The sequence below is a fragment of the Streptomyces sp. NBC_00568 genome (assembly GCF_026341855.1).
GTDB lineage: Bacteria > Actinomycetota > Actinomycetes > Streptomycetales > Streptomycetaceae > Streptomyces.
In genome coordinates this window covers 7,294,657-7,312,300 of the sequence record NZ_JAPENW010000001.1, presented here as the reverse complement: position 1 = coordinate 7,312,300, position 17,644 = coordinate 7,294,657, and the positions used below count along the sequence as shown (strand labels likewise).

The following is a 17,644-nucleotide window of genomic DNA, read 5'->3' as shown; positions in this document are numbered from 1 at the left end:
CGGCCTCGGTGGCACCCCTCCAAGCCTGGATCAGATGCGTCAAACGTCGGGCGGGGGTTTCACTGGGCCAGAACAGCACTGCCGCGGCCAGGGCGAGAAGCCCGGCGCACAGTGCCACGGTCATCCATGCCGGCAGACCACCGCCGACGAAGGCCATCGCGCAAGCGGCTGCCGTGGCGCCGAGCACGCTTCCAGCACGGGCTAGAACGTTCTCTATGACTGCTCCCTCTCCACGGGGCGCCGCAGCGCCAGCGAGAGGCGTGGCGTGTGCCACAGCACGCGGAGGGTGTAGCGGGCGCGAGTCCGTCGAGTGCGGTGGGCAACCAGTTCGGCGGTCCATTCTTCTTGCCACCGGGAGCGCTGACGGGAAGGCAGCAGCAGCGCAAGGAGGGCCAGTGTCCGTCCGGTGACAGCGTAGGAAGCAACCGGGCTACGGAGAACGGCGGAGGCCAGATGGTGCAGTTCACGGCTGACGTGGTGCAGGCCCGCTGCGTGCGCCAGCGGGGCGAAGACGTCGACGGTTTCGCAGGCCCTGCGATAGCGGGCGGCCTGGGACAGGAACGCGATGGTGCGCATGTTGTGCAGCCGGTCCGCGAGTCGGATGGCCAGCACGGCCGCCTCGAACGATGGCGCATCGCCAGGAATTCCCAAGGCGGCGGCCGAAGGCATGTCGAGCGGAGCGGTCGGAATCGCCCGCAGGAGGTCAGCGATGTACGGGCCGAACAGCTCGGCAACGCGTTCGGGCGGGCAGTCCGTGTCCTCAAGGTCGTGCAGCAGGGCCGCGCAGACCACGTCGGGCGGCATGCCGCACTCCGCCACGATGGCAGCGACGGTCACACAGTGCGCGAGCACCGGGGCTCCACTGCGGCGGAGATGACCCTGGTGCCACCTAGCAGCCTCCGCATAGGCCCCCTGAAGCAGTACTGCATCTACGGCAGGATGGTGGACGCGGACGCTCGAAAGCAGTTCGTCATAGGACGGGCACTGATCCCCACGCCTGCTGCGCCAAGTCCGTAACCGCGCACCGTTCATGAAGCTCCCCCATCCGTGGCCGGACGGGCCGCCGCCCATCCCGGCAGCGGTTGCTTGCGGGACTGGTAGGCGCGTGCCAGGGTCTCACGGGCTTGCTCGGCGCCGTCGTGTGTGATCCGGTAGAAGCGCCGCCGCGGCCGGCCTGCCTCCTCGTGCACAGCCGGATCCTCCCAGGTGCTGTCCACCCAGCCGGCCTGTTCCAGCCGGGCCAGGATCGGATAGATCGTCCCCGACGGCAGTCCCGCCAACTCGCACAGCTCCAGGCCGTACCGCTGTCTCGCGGGATCCTCCAGCAAAGCCCGCAGTACCAGTTGGGTCTGCAGGGTCATCCGCAACGTCGCCATACCCGTAGTCTACATAGCCTATATATGGCCTGTCTAGAGAAACTGCGACTGTCAGTGCCGCCAACACGACGACGCAGAGCCCCAGTTCAGACGCTCGCCACGCTGACCGCCGAACACTGCACCCCTGGGCGTAAAGGGTGCCGGGCATCAGTGCAGGGTCACGCCGACCCGTCCGGCTGGCCATGCCTGCGTCTGCGCAAGGAGTTCGGAGGGCCTGCACAGTCGGCGTGCAGCACTGCGCACGGCTGGAACGGGCTTGGGCAGCGCAGTCGGCAGCGTTGTGCACAACCGGTCCGTGGCCCCTACGACCACCTCCGGACAGTCCTGATCGGATGCTACGACAGCGTGGCGGAGAAGTGGGCACTGTTTCCTGCTATGTCATGAGTGGATGACCGAGTCGTCTGCCGCCGCACAACTACGCCGGATCGCACGTCGACGGGCCGCCAGGGATCATCGACGGCAACGGAGCCGTTCCATCGGGCCGGGCCGCGACAGTGGTGTCAGCCGACTGACGTGGGTGGCCCTCGCGGCGTCCACGCTGCCGGGACTGGCTGCGCTCGTCGCCCTGCTGTTCACGTGGATGTCGGTCGGGCAGACCAACAAAGATCTACAGATCTCCGAGCAGGGGCAGATCACCACCCGGTTCAACGCCGCGATCACCAACCTGGGAAAGGCATCGTTGGATGTGCGCCTAGGGGGTATCTACGCCCTGCAACGCATCATGCAGGACTCGTCTCGAGACCAGCGAACTGTGGTCTCGGTGTTGTCCGCGTTCGTACGCCAGCACGCTCCCGTTCCGGTCAGTGGCTTCAAGCCGGCAGAGGAGTACAGACCCCCTACCGACGTAGCAGCCGTAGTTTCCGTGCTGGGCAACCGGTCCGCCGACCGGGAGGTGACCCAGGACGGGAAGCCGCTGTACCGAGCGGATCTGAGCAGTGTCGATCTGCGCGGTCTGGAGCGCGAAGTGGGGCTCACAGAAGGCGGCATGCCCAGACGCAGCAACTTCCGCTTCGCGTTCTTCACCGGCGCGGATCTCCGAGACGCAGGCCTCGAGAATTTCGACCTCTCAGGCGCGTCCCTCGACAACGCGAACATGTCCGGCGTGAAGCTGCCGAATGCGGACCTGCGGCACGCATTCCTCGGGAGCGCCAATTTGACCAACGCGCGCTTGGGCGCGGCCGACATGACCGGCGCGGACCTCGGCGGAGCGAACCTTCACAACGCGCACCTGAGCAGGGCCGAGGAAACCAACGAAACCAGTGAGGCCGACTCGAGCGCCAACCTGACCCGCGCGTCCCTGATCGGCGCGAACCTGAGCACCGCGGACCTGCGCGGCGTCATTCTGATCGACGCGGACTTGACTGATGCGGACCTGACCGGCGCCGACCTGCGCGGCGCAGACCTGACCAATGCAGACCTGAGCAACGCAGACCTGAGCAACGCAGACTTGACCGGGGCAAAGCTGTCGGGCGCGATCCTTGAGGGCGCACGCGGATTGCCGCCTCAGCGCCGTGGCGGCTCGCAGTGATGGAGAAATTCAGTCGGTGACCGACCGCGTCAGGAATCGGACGTGATGTCCAGGCCGGATGAACAGCCCGGCCCCTCGTCCCCGTTCGACGAGCGCCGTGCCCCGGCTTCAGGCCAGACGGACACGGCACGCCATCGGTACTCGTCCTGTTCTGCCTGCTCAGCCGAGAAAGTGACGGACTGACCAACGATCAGCTCACGGTAGCCATCGGCTTGGATGGCCGAGAAATGTACCCACACCTCGTCAGGGAGGGCATCGGAAGCGATAACTCCCCAGCCCTCTTCGCTGTGCCACTCCAGCACGCGCCCGCTGAACACCTCTGCCGACGTGACGTCAGGCATTCCCCGTTCCCCCTTGCAGTACCGGCAATTCGCCGTTCCGGCGTGCACTGTGGTCAGCAGCGCTCGACCGAGCATCAGTGATATTACAGACAGACCGGAACCACTCGATCTTGATCCGACACGGCGGCGACCGTTCACCAAGCCCGCTTCGCCACCCTGCTCCACCGCGCCGGCCCCCGCCGGATCCGCTTCCACGGCCTACGGCACCGCGCACGACACTGCTCCTGGAACAGGGCGTCGACTCGTCGTCGGCATGGAGTGGCCGTCGCCGGACACGAAGAGCCGGACTTGGACGTGGCGATGCTGGGGGACGACGGGGGGGTTCATCCGGGTTGGTGTTCCGGTCCGCCGAAGTCGGGGTTGGTGAACCAGGGATGATCGGCGCTCAGCAGCGACCGTGCGTGCGGGTCGGAGCGTGACCCGACGGACGCGACGACAGGTTCTGCGAGCGCTTCACGCAAGAAGGGCAGAATGCCGCGTTCCAGCAGAGCCTTTTGCCAGACCTCCTTGGCACGGGCGACCTCCTCCGACAGGCTGAGCGGCGCCGTCTGCTCGAGGCCGCCGTTGCGCATTGCCGTCACCAGCAGACCGATGGCCGAGGCCAGAACCGACACTGCTGTCACAGCGCCCAGCACCCACCCTGTTCCCAGTGCGTCCTGAGCGTAGGCCGGTTCGGGGTCGAGGAAGCTCAGGAGGTATCCGATCACCAGGAAGATCAGTGCAGCGGTCCCGGCGAGGACGGGTGCCAGGACTGCGACGACGGCGATGAGACCGGCGCCGGCGCTCTCGGCGACCTCGCCCAGCGTCGCAGCGAGTCGGGCCGTGCTTTTGTCCGCGGCGGGAGAGGGCGGCTGCGCCGGGCTACCTGAGTGAGCGGCGTTTGATGATCCCCGCAGTGGCGGGGGAAGGGACGGTCGCACCCGCAGGCCGAGAACGGATGCCAGCACACGCCGCCCGAAGGACATGCCGGCCCAGCTCTGCCGGGTGACTGTGCCGGTCTGGCGACCGTGGCCAGGGCCGCCGCTGAGAACGGACGCGCGGATCCTGCGGCCCAGACTGGCCGTGGGGAGTCGGCCGCGGCCTGCCGGGGGACTTTCGGGCGGAGGCGCGGCCGGCAGTGGCGGAGCTGCCGGCCCGCGCCATTCCTCACGGATCTTCACATAGTGCTCGTACTCGGGAGCTGCGGCCGCCGTGATGAGACCGCTCGCGTTGAGGGCCATGGTGCGCAGTTGCTCAGGGCTCAGCCGCTGTCCCATAGAGGCCAGTTCCGGACGGGCGGGTGCGGAGAGCAGCGCCTCATCGAGGATCCGCTCGTACTCCGGACGGTCCTCGCTCAGCAGGTGCTGCGGAACGGTAGTCACAGCAGCCCCTCCTCGCCCGGCACCGGCCGGTGCTGCAAGCGTGGCGTGACAGGACTACCGGAGCCCTCTTCCACGTCCCCAAGGCGGCGGTCCGCGCTGTGAGGGGCGACGTGCGGCAGACCGTCGCCGGTCCCCTCCTGCCGGTCAGCGCGCCGCTCGCGGCGAGCGGGAGGCTGGGGGTCCACGTCATCCGTGAGATGTGCGGCCTCCTGGCGCCCTCGGCTCCCCTGGGGCTGCACCGAGGATGCCGCCGCAGAGGCAGGAAACGCAGGTTGGGCCGTGTGATGGTCCGCCGCCCCTTGGTCGGTACCCGATGGAGCAGACGGGGCCTGAACTGCCGTCGGTGCCGTGGAAGCCCGCGGCTGGCCGGGTGCTGACGAGCTCGCCGCGCCGCCCACGACCGGCTGCGCTCCATCAGCAGCTGTCCCCGCACCGGCCTCTGCTCCAGGTGCCACGACGGTGTGCTCGCCGTTGCCGGTGACGATGTCACTCACCGCCTGAACGTGACTGAGCTGTGTGAGGAGCATGGGGGCGGACAGACCCACGACGAGGGCAGCGTAGTGACCGCTGATCTGCCCTGTGGTACCGAAGAGCACGGCGGCTGCGGCCCCCAGCAGGCTGTGCACAGCGGCCGCCGCGGAGTCGGCAGCGGAGTCCACGTACGCACCGAACCTCGGAGCCTGGCCATCAGCCGTTCCTGTGGACACACGCTGCTGATGGACGTGGCGGTCGGCCAGCCATTCCCGGAACCGGACGTACAGGTCCACAGCCCCGCGTAAAAATCCGCCCACAGCCCCCAGAACGATCAGCGTCGGAACGTCCATGGTCTCCCCCACGTGCCGCTCGGACGGAGCTGTACGGCTCACCGACGTGTACGAGCGTAGAACGAGCAGCATGTCCGGGGAAGAGGACATCGCACGCGCCCGGCTGGCGGAGTGCGGGCCGGCCCGGCCCGTGCTCGGCCGCAGGCGCCGCCACGGTGCGGTCGCCGTGGCGGCAGACACTCCGACACTGTCACGAGAGTTCGGCGAACTGGCCGGGTGCACCCGGCGGTAGGCGTTGCCACTGACAACTCGTCCGATCGAGAGCTTGGCCTGTCGAGGAGGCCGCCTCACTGAAACCGACGCCTTCGGCCACGCAGAAAGGCGGGTCCGCCACCACTGGGGAAGTGACGGACTCGCCTGCGTCCACGTGCCATGTCCGTCCCCGACGCGCGGTCTGCGAGGAAATTCAGGGGGCGTCCGGCTCCGCCGATGTCGTGGGCGAGCCCGGCCCGACCTGTACTCGGAGGCCATCCGCCGGACGCACGATCCGCGGGTGGTGTCGGTCAGCTCGGCTGCGCGCCGGCCGGGAGCGCCAGGCCGGCAGGCGCGCTGGGCCATGCGCGCTCGGGTGTGGGAGGAGCGGAAACCTGCAAGGGGAGCATCACCCGCTGAAGGTCCCTGCCGATCCGCTCGGCCTCGCCGCGCACCTGCGCCGGCACGTCACCGCGCTCCGCGACGAGCTGTGTGTAGATCGGGGCTTCCTGGAACACGAGCGACGCGTCCTTCCTGTCGGCGCCTCGCGTCGGACACGGAGGCAGCCGCCGAGTGTACGGGGCCGTGCGGCACGCCTCCAGTTCAGCACCGGCCGTCGGCTGTCACGAAGCGCGGTGGAGAAGGTCGGCGGGCATGGCGGTCGTGCTTTGTGGTCGGCGCTGTCACCCGCTGAACTCCGGTCGGGGGATGGCGCTCTGCCCTCTCGGCAGGGACCGCGATCTTCGCTGGTGACATCAAGCAGTCGATGGGTCCCGCTGCACTGTCCTTCCCTGCCGCCCGCCTGGGCGACCTGTCCGACCAGGGCCGGTCATCCCGGTGAGCGCGGCCTTCGCCGGCTCGACGTACGTCATCACCCCGGTAGCCGTCGCGCTCGCACAACAACGCCGGGTGGGGCACGGCAGCCCCGCCGCGCCCTCGCATCCGGCTACCGGCTACCGGCTACCGGCTACCGGCTACCGGCTACCGGCTCGGAAGTGATCGGGGCAGCCCGAACCATGGGAGCACGCTGTTGTCGAATCGGGTCAGAGCGCAGATCCGGTCACCGGTGAGCGTGAGGACGTACAGGCCGACCCCGTGGCTGATGCCGTTGGGGGTGCGCAGGTAGGCCCCGAACGCCGGCTGGCCGTTGGCACGCGACGGAACGAGGTCGAACCTGCGGCCGGCGTCGAACAGGCCGGCGCAGAAGCGGGCCACGATGTCCTGGCCCTGGTATTCGAAAGGCATCGGCGGCATCGACATGAAGACGTCGTCGGTCAGGAGTGCCACCAGCGCATCGAGATCGGCGGACTCCCACGCGTGGACGAACCTCGCCACGATCGCGTCCTCGGCGGGTGATCCGGCGGGGGGAGGCGGCTGCTGACCGGCGGGCGGCGGCCGGTGGCGCTGCAGGCCTGCGCGTGCTCGTTTGAGGGCGCTGTTGACCGATGTGACGGTCGAGTCCAGCATGTCGGCCACTTCGCTCGCCCTGAACCCCAGGACATCGCGCAGGACGAGGACGGCGAGCTGGCGGGGCGGCAGGACCTGCAGGGCGGTCACGAAGGCCAGAGAGATGGATTCCGTCTGTTCGTAGCGGGCCTCCGGGCCGAGCGGCGCCTCCACCGCGCCTTCCAGGAGGGCGCCGGGAAACGGCTGCAGCCATACGACCTCGCCGAGCCGGGTCGGCTCGGGCGGTTCGACCCCTGGCACATCCCACTCCTTGGCCGGGCGCCGGGCGGCCGCGCGGCGCGCGTCGAGACACCGATGGGTCGCGATCCGGTAGAGCCAGGTGCGCAGCGAGGCACGTCCCTCGAACCCGCCAAGGCTTTGCCAGGCGGACAGCAGCGTGTTCTGTAGGGCGTCCTCGGCGTCCTCCAGGGATCCGAGCATGCGATAGCAGTGCACCTGCAGCTCTCGAAGGTAGGGCTCGGTCAGCTCCCGGAACGCGTCGTTGTCCCCGGCCCGCGCCCTTTCGACCAGATCGGCTGCCGCCATCCTCACCGTCACCTTCTTCCCGCGCCGTGTCGCACTTCCATCCTGTACAGGCGCCGGCAGGGAGGAGAACTGGGCGGTCTGCCGGCGCCCGGTTTCCCGGCGCCGCGGCGCCTGTACCTGCGTAGCCGACGAACAACGCCGGCGCGAAGGAGGATCGTCATGGGAAAGATCGTGATGAGCGGGCCGCAGAACGTCTCGCTCGATGGAGTGGTCCAGGACCCGGACGGTGCGGAGGGCTTCGAGCTGGGCGGCTGGTTCACCCGGTTCGGGGGCGAGGATCTCGCTGAGTGGAACAAGGTCGCGCTCGAGGAGGCGCTGCGCGCCGAGGCGTGGCTGCTGGGCCGCAGAAGCTATGAGTTCTTCGGGGTCCGGTGGCGGCCCCGGAGCGGCGAGCTCGCGGACCGGTTGAACAGCATGCCCAAGTACGTCGTCTCCTCGACCCTCGAAGAACCCGACTGGAACAACTCGACGGTCCTGACGGGCGACGTGGTGAGCGAGGTTGCGAAGCTGAAGCAGGAGCTGGAGGGAAAAATCGTCGTCCCTGCCAGCTATCGGCTCGGCCGTACGCTGATCGAGCACGACCTCGTCGACGAGGTGCGGCTGGTCGTCTTCCCCGTCGTGCTCGGGTCCGGTGAACGGTTCTTCGGCGAGGCCGGCGGCAGGAAGCCCATGCGCCTGGTCGAAGCCAGGACCATCGGGGACGGTCTGGCCTTCCTCACCTACACGTTCGTCCACAACGCCTAGCGGCCAGGCGGCCGAGGGATCACCAAGCGCCTCGGAAGACCCGGAGCCGGGCGTGAACCGGTTCCGTCGGGGTTCGGCCTCGGCTCGGCAAACCCCCTGGAAAGGGCAGGAGTCGCAGAGTTCGGACACCAGGCCCCCATCGGCCCGTGCGGACTCCGGAGTCGACCTCTTCGGAGTCAACACGTCGGTGAGTGACGGATTCCCGTGCCCGCAGCGCAGTCGCTGACGCGCCCCCGGGCGCGCCCCGCCGATCGGAGGAGCGGCGGCCACCCGATCAGTCACCGTCGTGCGCCCCGCCGTCCCGACTCCCCGTACCGCCCAGGGGCGGCAGAAATGCTGACCACTCCGGGAACAACCGTTCCCGGGGCGAACAGACATCTGAGGCGACCATGTCGCACATGACTCCCGTTGACCACCAGGTCAAGCACAAATCGACCATCCCGGCGAACGCCGGCGACCAGATCAATCTCTTTGTACGGGAATACAAGGCCGCCGGATCCGGCGGCACCCCCAAGCCGGTCCTCATGCTCCACGGCAGGAGTGTTCCGGCCCTCCCCGGCTTCGACCTCGTGCTCCCTGCGCCCGGCAGCTCCTCGCACCCGGACACCAGATACAGCTGGGCGCAGGCCCTGGCGGGCAAGGGCAAAGGCTACGACGTGTACATCGTGACTCCTCCCCGGCTGAAGCCAGGGGCTTCTCGTTACGCCGGGTGGGCGTTGCGACGGACCAGCCCGGCCCGTAGAACGTTGAGTGCTCCCACCGTGTCCGCGTGCGCAATATGTCCGCAGGCGATGCAGTGGAACTTCTCCTGTGTGGGCCGGTTCTCCTTGGCGGTGTGCCCGCAGTGGGGGCAGGTGCGGGAGGTGTTGCGGGGGTCGACGGCGATCACTTCCCGTCCGGCGCTTTCAGCCTTGGCCTGCAGGATCGTCAGGAACACCCCCCATCCGGCATCGTTGATCGACTTGTTGAGTCCGGCCCGGAGCACCCCGGCGTCGGCGGGGAGGACCCGGTCTGTGAGTTGGCGAGGGCGACGTGCCGCTATGCCGCGAACGTTGCCGCAGATCGACTCGCGTGGCTCGTCTTCAGTCGGGTGTCCGGCCGAGTCGGCCGGTCCAAAGTCGTTGTCCGGGCGACCCCGCTCGATGTCGTCGTTGGTCGCGGCCCAACTGGCCGGCGCCAGAAATCGCCTGGCGCTGCCGAGTCCCGTCCTGAGGCCGTTGTGGGACTCAGCCGCCGCTCTTTCGACGGAACGACCGCTGGCTCGCGGCCGGGCCGTGCGCGCCGTGGACCTTCGACTTGTTGGTGCTCGCAGTGAGGTCAGCGGCGTCCGCCTGCAGACCACGCTTGCGCGCCAGAGCCTCCCGGAACTTGCGCTTCAGGTCGTCCTGGGCGTCATCGTCGGGCGAGAGGGAAGGGCTCTCGCCGTCAACCGGCTCTTCGGGCGATGAAGACTCTGCGGCCATGGTGATCTCCTGGGACTGTGTGGTGGGAAGCACAGCTTGTCATGGCGGGCACCGCACCCCGGTCCCCGGGGCGTCCGCGCCGCCGATTCCGCCCTCCCTCTCCTCGACTACAGCCAGAGACATCGGCAAAAGCACCCGCAACGGGGATGTCGGAGCCGCGACCACGCCCGCGCGGGCGAGGTGACCTGCACGGACTCCGTGATGTGGGCGATTCTCGCGCAAGCGAAGTCGCGAGAGATCCCGGCGGGAGATGCGGCAGGAGTCGGGGCAAGAGGTGTTCTCGCGAGGTGCACCCGAGAGCCGGCTCGAACAACAGTTGCTTCGAGCCGTGGCATCCCCGTACGGCTCTGACACCGCGACGGGGCACTGCTGTTCCCACACCGCGCCCGCGAACCTCTCCACCCCGTTCATCAGCCCCATGCCCTCCGCGCCGGCGATCTGGGGCGCCACGGCGACCGGGCGTCCCGGGAGCGGTGAACAGCTGCTGCCGGAACGTCCCCGGCAGCCCGGGGGCGGTGAGCATGTGGTCGTCCACGCCGAGCGGCGCGGAGCCGACAGTGCGCGCAGTTCGTCCTGGCCGCCGGGGCGGGCTGCCGGTTCGGGTGCCGGGCCGGCGGGGAGGTCATCGGTCATCCCCCGGTCGTTCCCGACCCGGTCGTGTCCTGTGGAGTGACGCCGGCGAGTGTGCGTACGCCGCGGTTGCGGGCCCGGGACCGTACGCCACCGACACCTCTCTCGCGGCAGTGTCCGTCCACGACTTCGGGCCTTTCGGCGGCAGGGGCGAACAGTACGATCAACGCCGTGAGCGACTCCCCGCACGGCCCGGCAGGCCACCGGACGGAAGGTGACAAGTCCGTGAAGGCCCTGCGGCTGCTGACCATGAACACCCTCTTCACCGGCGATGTCCCGGCTCGGCTGCGGGCCCTCGGCGCGGCGCTCGACCGGTCCGACTACGACATCGTCTGCCTGCAGGAGGTCATGTTCCGCCGCAACGCCCGGCTGATCCGCCGTGCCGCTCCTGCGTACCGGCACTTCGCCTACTCGGGCACGGTCCTGCTCAAGGGCGGCCTGGTGCTGCTGTCCCGGTGGCCGATCAGCCGGTGGCGGTTCGTGCGGTACCCGATGACGGGCCCGGTGCGCGGCGAACTCCTCATGCGCAAGGGGGCCCAGCTGGCGTCCGTCGCCACCCCGGACGGTGAACTGGTGGTCGTGAACACCCATCTGTCGGCCAACCGCGACGACGACTGGTCCCCCACGAACCGGTACTCACGGATCGCAGGTGCCGAACTGGCCCGGCTCACCGGGCTGATCGCGGCCGTCGGCCCGTCCCTGCCCGTCGCCGTGGTCGGTGACCTGAACATCCCGCGCGACTCGGCGGCACTCGCCGGCTTCGTCGCCGCAGCGGGGCTGCGCGACATCCTCGCCGGCGACACGCGTCCGACCTACCGGCCCACACCTCGATGGCCGTCGCCGCCGGCCTTGGACCACGTACTGGTCCGGGCCGCAGCCGGGGAGACGCTGACCGGCGGCGCCGACTTCGTGTTCCAGGACAAGGTGACACTGGGCGACGGCCGCCAGGCCTACCTGTCCGACCACTACGGCGTGCAGGCGCGGCTGATCCGGTCGAAGTGACACGGAGACCGCCCGACCGGGATTGAGGAGCACAGGGCGGCGGACACGGAGCCGCCCGGCGGGGGTAGGGCGTGTGCGGCGCGCGGGCGTGGCCTCACGCACGGGCGGTCCGGCCGGCCCCTGTGGCAGCGGATCAGTCGGTGGCGACGGTGTCCATGGCGTGCGTCTGCGCCGGGAGTTCTCCCGCCGGTGGGCCGGCGCTGTCACCACAGCACTCGACGAGTGGCCCGATTCTCCGGGAGATCTGGACCCCAGGAGCTTGTCGTTCCGCGGGCGACGCTGCACCTGAGAGGGCGTCGCGGTTCGCCGGCCGGGCACGATGGGGTCGTGTCGTCACCGTGCGTCGCGGAGCCGAAGAAGGTATGCGGCAGTCAGCGCAACAGCGCGGTCCTCGTCATGTGACAGCTCCAGGAGGGCTCGTGAAGCCGTCGTCCCCGGAATGTCCGCCAGTGCTTGGGTCAACCGGCCGCGTGCAGGTGCCTGGGTGGTGTCGTCGGCAAGGCGGTCGACAAGCCGGGTCGCGATCTGATCCGGCGTCACGGTGTCGCTCGCCAGCACGCTCAGTGCGTCGGCTGCATCGGTGTCGTTCCTTCCTTCCACGATCATGTCGATGAGCGCCGGGACGGCATCGGCCACACCGCATGCACCGAGTGCCAGGGCCGCGTACCCGCGGACCACGGCGTCGGGGTTCGCAAGGGCATCCCGCAGTTGCGCGGTGGCTTCATCGCCCGGCATCTCGACGAGGGCTTGAACGGCACGCTCCCGCACCGCGGCCTCCGGTGAGGTGAGGCCTTCCGCGAGCAGTGCCAGGGTGCCGTCGTCGTGCGATCGCGCCAGTGCCCATCGCAGGGCGCCGGCGACGTTCGGCTCCGTCTCGCTGAGTGTCGCCTCGACCAGGGCCTCCACCGGCACGGGAACCTCGTCGCCCGGGTGGAGGACCGCGCGTTGGCGCATGTCGGCGCTCTTCGACCTCAGGGCTTGGAGGAGCGCGACGACCTGGAGCACGTCCTCCCAGCCGACGGGATCCGCGGCGTGGATCCGGCGGAGCTGTGTGAGCAACTCGGTCTCGGCCGCGATGCGATCGTGCGTCTGGCGGATGAGGTCGCCGACGAGCGCCGAAGGCGTGAAGGCGGGATCGTCGAGCGCGCGCCCGATCTCCCGCAGTGACAGGCCCAGCGACCGCAGGCTCTCGATGTGGAAGATCCGTCGGATGTCCTTTGCGGAGTACTCCCGATATCCGGATCCCGTACGGTTTGAAGGCCGTACCAGGCCGAGGGATTCGTAGTGCCGGAGCATGCGGGAACTGACTCCGGACCGCCTCGACACCTCACCGATCAGCACGGTTCTCATCGTCTGTCCTGGGGGCCCCGACGAGGGCCGCGGCGCGCTTGGCCGCCTCGATCGCCAATGTGAAGCCGGCGTCCGGGTCGCGCAGCAGCCTTTGTGTGGCGAGCGCGTGCGCACGCACGTGCGGGTCAGGGGCCGTCGTCGCGGCTTGCAGCGCCGGCACGATCACTTCGCCCAGTGCGACCAGCGCCTGACTGAGGCTCAGCTGTGTCTCCTGCTCACCGCGCCCGAGCTGTGTTGCGAGCACCGTGGCCAAGGCGGGCTCCTGGCCGGCCGGCACGAGCACGGTCGCGGTCCGCCAGGCGCTCCTCGCCACCTCGTCATCGGCGTCGGACAGCAGTGTGCGTGTGATCGCCGGCCACGCCTGCGGGTCTCCGATCTTGGACAGCGTGTGCAGCGCCTGGCTGCGTGCCTGTGGCCGCTCCGAGCGGACTGCGCGGAGCAGCCCGGGGAGCGTCAGGGACACCGGGTGGCGAGTGAGTGCCCAGGTCAGCATGTCGCGGACGAAGAACTCGGGCTCGACCGCGCAGCGCTCGATGAGCTTGTCGACGAAGCGCGGGTCAGGCAGCGTACCGACCGCGAGAGCGGCCCGCAGTCGCACGGACGAACGGCTGTCCTCCAGTCCCCGCAGTGCTCGTAGCGTGTCCGTGTCCTGTCTCGTCATGGTCATCGGGACCACCTCCTGGGAGGCAGTGAAGACCTTGTCACCGTGTCAAGGTCAACGGGGCCGGCTGCCCGGCTACGGGCCATCGGGAGAATGTTCCCGGCCGCTGCGCACTTCGCGGTCGCCGCGGACAGCGCCTCCGGGTTCGCTCTGCGCTTCGGGGACCTCGACGCTCCACCCCGCGTCGGTCAGGGTGGTTCGCGCGGCCGCCAGGCCGTTCGGGCCCGCTCCGATGACCACGGCGTCCGGCGTGCTCAGCTCCTCACGCCCGGCGGGTGGGCGTCCTTCAGGGCCTGTGCGTCGGCGGAGGCGGCGGGGGAAGTCGTGCGTTCCACGACTTCTGCGAGGCGGGTGAGCAGGCTGCGGTGCCGCAGCTGGATGAGGACCTCGAGCGGCGCCGCGTGCAGGGCACCTCCCAGCCCGCGCAGTGGATGCTCGTCCACGATGACCAATGTATGGCCGCCCCAGGGCCGCACCTCTATGGCGATTCGGGCCGTGCCCAGGCGGCCGGTGTGAGCTTCGAGTTCCAGCCAGCGATGTGGCTCGAATCGTCTCACCGTGGTGCGTCCTTCGTAGGACCAGGGGCCCAGGCTCACCGAGTACTCAAGTGATGCGTCGACCTGCGGCCACCGGTCATCGAGCGGCCGCGATGCGGATGTGCCCACCACCCACTCGCCGTAGAGCTCGGGGTTCTCCAGCACGGCCCACACCGCTTCGGGCGGCCGCTCGATGACGTGGTGCCGGATCGCCATGACAAAACCCTCAAATCATCTGAAATGGATCTATACGGCCCAGCACCCCCTACCCAACGCGCACGATCAGCGGCGGGGGTGACCCTGCTCGGGGTCGTCGTCGGGGGTGCTCCATCCTTCGCCGCGGCGTGCGGGGTCAGCCACCTCCTGGCGCACCTGTGCGGCCTTGGGCGCGGGGGTGGACACCCTGCGCCGGGCGGAGCGCCGGCTGCCGATGACGAACGCCGCGATCAGGACGGCGACCACGGCAACACCCGCCACCATCAGCCACAGGGCACCGGCGGAGGAAACGGCCAATATGGTGTGCGCTTCGTCGATCATGGGTGCCGTGTACCCCGAATCGACACAAAACACCCTATCGGCTGCGGGGATGTCGGGAGTCGGTGCTCTTCACCCGGAAGCGGGGCCGGTATCCGGCCCCGGTCCCGGCCGGCGTCCAGCGGGTCCGGCCCTCCGGCGGCAGCCCGTCCGCGGCCGGCGGCAATCCGGTGGCGTCTTCGTGGACGAGCCTCATAGGTTGTGCGCTCGTGGCTGATGACCCGATGGTGCGCCCGATTCCACCCGGCCTCGGACGGGTGTTCAACGAGGTGCCGGAAATCTACGACCGGGTCCGGCCGGGGTATCCCGACGAGCTGTTCGCGGACCTCGTCGCCGTCACCGGCATGGACGGAAGGTCGTCGGTGCTGGAGGTGGGCTGCGGTACCGGCCAGGCGACCCGCTCACTGGCGGCGCTCGGATGCCCGGTGACCGCCGTCGAGCCGGGCGCGGACATGGCCGCACTCGCCCGCCGGCGGATCGCCGCCTTCCGCAACGTCGGAGTCGAGACGTCGACGTTCGAGGAGTGGGACGACCGCGGTCGGCGTTTCGATGTTCTCGTGGCCGCGTCGTCGTGGCACTGGGTCGACCCGTCGACCGGCTGGCAGCGGGCGCACGACGTGCTCCGTCCCGGAGGCTGGATGGCGCTGCTCGGCAACGTCGTCGTCCGCCGGCCGGGAGAGCCGGAGGTGTACGCCGGGACCGCCGATCTCCACGAGCGGTTCTGCCCCGGGAACCCCGGCTGGGGTCATCCGCCGCTGGAGGACGACGTGCGCACCACCGACGAGGGCTGGGGCCTGGTCGACGCCCCCGGAGGACTGTTCGGCCCGACGATCGTGCGCTGGTACCCAGCCGTTCAGTGGTTCGACGGGGACGGCTTTGCCGATCTCCTTCGCTCGACGTCGCTGTATCGAAGGCTCGCCCGCGACGTCCGTGAGCCCCTGCTCGACGCCATCGCCGAGCGCGTCCGCACGCGGATGGGCGACCGGGTACCACGCCGTTATCTGAGCGTCCTCCGCGTCGGACAGCGCGCCGGGTGAGGCCGGGGGCCGGTCCCTGAACTACCGGCCGCAGCAGCCCGGTCGGCAGCCGGAGAGGGCCTGTCCGTCTCTCTCGTGCCGAGGCAGACCGCCGTCGCGGATCCCGGCAGATCGCGCACATCGTGCACGATGTGCCGGACCGCGTCGAAGGAGTGACGGCCGGACGGCACCTCCGCCGCCCCGCGTGTGACGCGGATCACGGGAACCCGGGGTGCGCGGATCGGCAGTTAATGAAGGTGAGCACTGACATGCGTACCCGGATACGGGCCGGGGATCCGAGCGCGTTCGCCGAGCTGTACGACAGCTACGCACGCGCCGTCTACAACCACGCCTTCCGCCTCACCGCCGACTGGTCCGCGGCGGAGGACGTGATGGCCGAGACCTTCATGGAAGCGTGGCGGCTGCGTGACCGGGTCGACGCCGAGGGCGGCAGCCTGCGGCCGTGGCTGCTGGGCGTGGCGACCAACGTCGCCCGTGGCCACCATCGCAGCAACCGGCGCTACCGGGCCGCGGCGAACGCCGCCGCGGAGGCCGAGACGGCGCTGCCCGACCACGCCGACGAGGTGGCGGGCCGGCTCGACGACCGACGGCGTATCGCCGCCGCCCTGCGCGCGCTCGCCGCACTGCGCAGACCCGAGCGCGAGGTCCTGACGCTGTGCCTCTGGGAGGGGCTGGAGTACACGGCCGCGGCCCAGGCGCTCGGCATCGCCGTCGGAACGGTGCGCTCACGTCTCTCCCGCGCACGCGCCAGGCTGCGCAAACTCACCGAGGCCGAACTCGGCGGCCGACCCGCCACCCGGGCGGCGCCGGTCCCGTCCACGGACCACCGCGCCGAAGAACGCGCGGGAAAACCCGTACGGGGAAATCGGGAACTCGGCCGGCCGGATCGACAGACAAGAGGAGAACACATCCACTCGATCCGGCCCGTATCGGAAGGAAAGCGATGAAAGCGACCCAGTCCCGGCAGAGTCCGGCCGAGTGGGAGGAGAGCGCGCCTCTCCTCCCGCAGACTGCGCGCGATCTCCCGGCGGGCCGTCACCAGTTCCACAAGGAGCGTTTGATGGCCCACATCCAGCAGGACACCCAGCGGGACGCGAGCACCACGAAGGCCACCCCCGCCCTGCCGAAGCCCCGAGGGTTCCGCCTGCTGCGCCCGGCTTTCGTGCTGCCCGCGATGGCGCTGACCGCCGCGGTCGTCGCCGGGGCGCTGCTGATCGACAGCGGCGTGCACAGCGATGGTCTCGCCACCGGACCCGCAGCGGTCATCCCCGTCGGCGCCACGACCACCAAGGGCCTGCCGCAGCTGATCGACCAGGTCTCCCTGGCGGCGGCCGAGGAGAGCCACCCCACGGTCAAGCCTGGTCAGTACGTCTACGTCGAGTCCCAGGATTCCGGCACCTTCGTGAAGACGGACGGCGACGACAGCAGCCTCGCCAGCTACGCGCTGCACCGGCGCCAGATCTGGCGGTCCGCCGACGGCACCAAGGGCTGGCTGATCGACGCGGCCGTCAACGACAGCGCCGAGGGCGAGACGCTGAGCCTGCCCGACGAGCAGGGCAACACCCCCGAGGCCGGCCTGAACCACCCGTCGTACGACTTCCTGGCCGGGCTGACCACCGACCCCGACGAGCTGCTGAAGGTGATCTACAAGGAGACCTCGGGGCGGGGCAACACCCCCGACCAGGAGGCGTTCACCACGATCGGTGACCTGCTCGGCGAGAGCTACCCGCCCGCGAAGCTCTACTCGGCCCTGTTCAAGGCCGCCGCGAAGATCCCGGGCGTGGTCGTGGTGAACGACGCCAAGGACGCGCTCGGCCGCTCGGGCGTCGCGGTGGCGCGGCTGGACGAGACCAGCGGCGAACGCGAGGAGTGGATCTTCGACAAGAAGACCCACGTCTTCCTCGGCGAGCGGACCGTGCAGGTCAAGTCGGTCACCCAGGACGGCGTTGTCATCAAGCCCGGCACCGTCCGCGGCATCAGCGCCATCACCAAGCGCGCGATCGTCGACGGCATGAAGCAGACCCCCGAGCAGAAGGGCTGAGGTCCCGCCGGGCTGACGCCCGCCGCTGCCCA

Annotated in this window: 18 protein-coding genes and 2 pseudogenes; 7 read left to right on the top strand and 13 right to left on the bottom strand. The window is 69.7% G+C overall.

Annotation, left to right across the window (positions count from 1 at the left end):
* Positions 1-213: 213 nt before the first annotated feature.
* Together OOK38_RS31835 and OOK38_RS31830 are read right to left on the bottom strand one after the other, a co-directional pair.
* On the bottom strand, positions 214-1,032 hold the full coding sequence (locus OOK38_RS31835) for an HD domain-containing protein (protein WP_266766160.1): 819 nt from the start codon (positions 1,030-1,032) through the stop codon (positions 214-216).
* A complete protein-coding gene (locus tag OOK38_RS31830; protein WP_266766161.1) occupies positions 1,029-1,376 on the bottom strand; it encodes a PadR family transcriptional regulator in 348 nt (115 codons plus the stop codon). Before OOK38_RS31830 ends, OOK38_RS31835 begins: the two co-directional genes overlap by 4 nt.
* 388 nt (positions 1,377-1,764) lie before the next feature.
* Between OOK38_RS31830 and OOK38_RS31825 the strand changes: the two genes are divergently transcribed.
* Complete coding sequence (locus OOK38_RS31825) at positions 1,765-2,904, top strand: pentapeptide repeat-containing protein (RefSeq protein WP_266766162.1); 1,140 nt, start codon at positions 1,765-1,767, stop codon at positions 2,902-2,904.
* A gap of 29 nt (positions 2,905-2,933) precedes the next feature.
* On the opposite strand, the gene OOK38_RS31820 is transcribed toward OOK38_RS31825, so the two are convergent.
* A complete protein-coding gene (locus OOK38_RS31820) occupies positions 2,934-3,245 on the bottom strand; it encodes a cold-shock protein (RefSeq protein ID WP_266766163.1) in 312 nt (103 codons plus the stop codon).
* A 323-nt stretch (positions 3,246-3,568) separates the two neighbouring features.
* Positions 3,569-4,606 carry a hypothetical protein gene (locus OOK38_RS31815; RefSeq protein WP_266849172.1) on the bottom strand — a complete coding sequence of 346 codons (1,038 nt, stop codon included), beginning with the start codon at positions 4,604-4,606 and terminating at the stop codon, positions 3,569-3,571.
* A gap of 894 nt (positions 4,607-5,500) precedes the next feature.
* On the opposite strand from OOK38_RS31815, the gene OOK38_RS31810 reads away from it, so the two are divergent.
* Positions 5,501-5,662, top strand: coding sequence for a hypothetical protein (locus OOK38_RS31810; RefSeq protein ID WP_266849171.1), 162 nt, complete (start codon positions 5,501-5,503; stop codon positions 5,660-5,662).
* A 271-nt stretch (positions 5,663-5,933) separates the two neighbouring features.
* Here OOK38_RS31810 and OOK38_RS31805 read toward each other — a convergent pair whose 3' ends face one another.
* The gene (locus OOK38_RS31805; protein WP_266766165.1) at positions 5,934-6,140 is read right to left on the bottom strand and encodes a hypothetical protein; all 207 of its coding nucleotides are present in this window, start codon (positions 6,138-6,140) and stop codon (positions 5,934-5,936) included.
* A 463-nt stretch (positions 6,141-6,603) separates the two neighbouring features.
* Positions 6,604-7,614 carry a sigma-70 family RNA polymerase sigma factor gene (locus tag OOK38_RS31800; RefSeq protein ID WP_266849169.1) on the bottom strand — a complete coding sequence of 337 codons (1,011 nt, stop codon included), beginning with the start codon at positions 7,612-7,614 and terminating at the stop codon, positions 6,604-6,606.
* Positions 7,615-7,773: 159 nt separating this feature from the next.
* Between OOK38_RS31800 and OOK38_RS31795 the strand changes: the two genes are divergently transcribed.
* Positions 7,774-8,358, top strand: a complete 585-nt coding sequence (locus OOK38_RS31795; RefSeq protein ID WP_266766167.1) for a dihydrofolate reductase family protein — start codon at positions 7,774-7,776, stop codon at positions 8,356-8,358.
* 700 nt (positions 8,359-9,058) lie between these two features.
* On the opposite strand, the pseudogene OOK38_RS31790 reads toward OOK38_RS31795, so the two are convergent.
* Positions 9,059-9,337, bottom strand: a pseudogene (locus OOK38_RS31790) (RNA-guided endonuclease InsQ/TnpB family protein); the annotation flags it as partial.
* A gap of 247 nt (positions 9,338-9,584) precedes the next feature.
* Entirely contained in the window at positions 9,585-9,821 is a 237-nt protein-coding gene (locus OOK38_RS31785; protein WP_266766168.1) for a DUF5302 domain-containing protein, read from the bottom strand.
* 801 nt (positions 9,822-10,622) lie between these two features.
* Between OOK38_RS31785 and OOK38_RS31780 the strand changes: the two genes are divergently transcribed.
* Positions 10,623-11,453 (top strand): endonuclease/exonuclease/phosphatase family protein, encoded by an 831-nt coding sequence (locus OOK38_RS31780; RefSeq protein WP_266766169.1) that lies wholly within the window; start codon positions 10,623-10,625, stop codon positions 11,451-11,453.
* Positions 11,454-11,786: 333 nt separating this feature from the next.
* On the opposite strand, the gene OOK38_RS31775 is transcribed toward OOK38_RS31780, so the two are convergent.
* The 5 genes and pseudogenes from OOK38_RS31775 to OOK38_RS31755 all read right to left on the bottom strand — a co-directional run bounded on the left by OOK38_RS31775 (position 11,787) and on the right by OOK38_RS31755 (position 14,537).
* On the bottom strand, positions 11,787-12,794 hold the full coding sequence (locus OOK38_RS31775; protein WP_266849400.1) for a HEAT repeat domain-containing protein: 1,008 nt from the start codon (positions 12,792-12,794) through the stop codon (positions 11,787-11,789).
* Positions 12,781-13,470 carry a HEAT repeat domain-containing protein gene (locus OOK38_RS31770; RefSeq protein WP_266849168.1) on the bottom strand — a complete coding sequence of 230 codons (690 nt, stop codon included), beginning with the start codon at positions 13,468-13,470 and terminating at the stop codon, positions 12,781-12,783. Before OOK38_RS31770 ends, OOK38_RS31775 begins: the two co-directional genes overlap by 14 nt.
* A 105-nt stretch (positions 13,471-13,575) precedes the next feature.
* Positions 13,576-13,722, bottom strand: a pseudogene (locus tag OOK38_RS31765) (NAD(P)-binding protein); the annotation flags it as partial.
* Positions 13,719-14,216 carry an SRPBCC family protein gene (locus tag OOK38_RS31760; RefSeq protein WP_266849167.1) on the bottom strand — a complete coding sequence of 166 codons (498 nt, stop codon included), beginning with the start codon at positions 14,214-14,216 and terminating at the stop codon, positions 13,719-13,721. The gene OOK38_RS31760 and the pseudogene OOK38_RS31765, both read right to left, overlap by 4 nt.
* A 66-nt stretch (positions 14,217-14,282) precedes the next feature.
* Positions 14,283-14,537, bottom strand: a complete 255-nt coding sequence (locus OOK38_RS31755; protein WP_266766172.1) for a DUF6479 family protein — start codon at positions 14,535-14,537, stop codon at positions 14,283-14,285.
* Between the two features lie 206 nt (positions 14,538-14,743).
* Between OOK38_RS31755 and OOK38_RS31750 the strand changes: the two genes are divergently transcribed.
* From OOK38_RS31750 to OOK38_RS31740, 3 genes are all read left to right on the top strand, one after another.
* Positions 14,744-15,571, top strand: a complete 828-nt coding sequence (locus OOK38_RS31750; RefSeq protein ID WP_266849166.1) for a bifunctional 2-polyprenyl-6-hydroxyphenol methylase/3-demethylubiquinol 3-O-methyltransferase UbiG — start codon at positions 14,744-14,746, stop codon at positions 15,569-15,571.
* A gap of 248 nt (positions 15,572-15,819) precedes the next feature.
* Entirely contained in the window at positions 15,820-16,518 is a 699-nt protein-coding gene (locus tag OOK38_RS31745) for an RNA polymerase sigma factor (protein ID WP_266766174.1), read from the top strand.
* Positions 16,515-17,612 carry a CU044_5270 family protein gene (locus OOK38_RS31740; protein ID WP_266849165.1) on the top strand — a complete coding sequence of 366 codons (1,098 nt, stop codon included), beginning with the start codon at positions 16,515-16,517 and terminating at the stop codon, positions 17,610-17,612. Before OOK38_RS31745 ends, OOK38_RS31740 begins: the two co-directional genes overlap by 4 nt.
* The last annotated feature ends 32 nt before the right edge of the window (positions 17,613-17,644 follow it).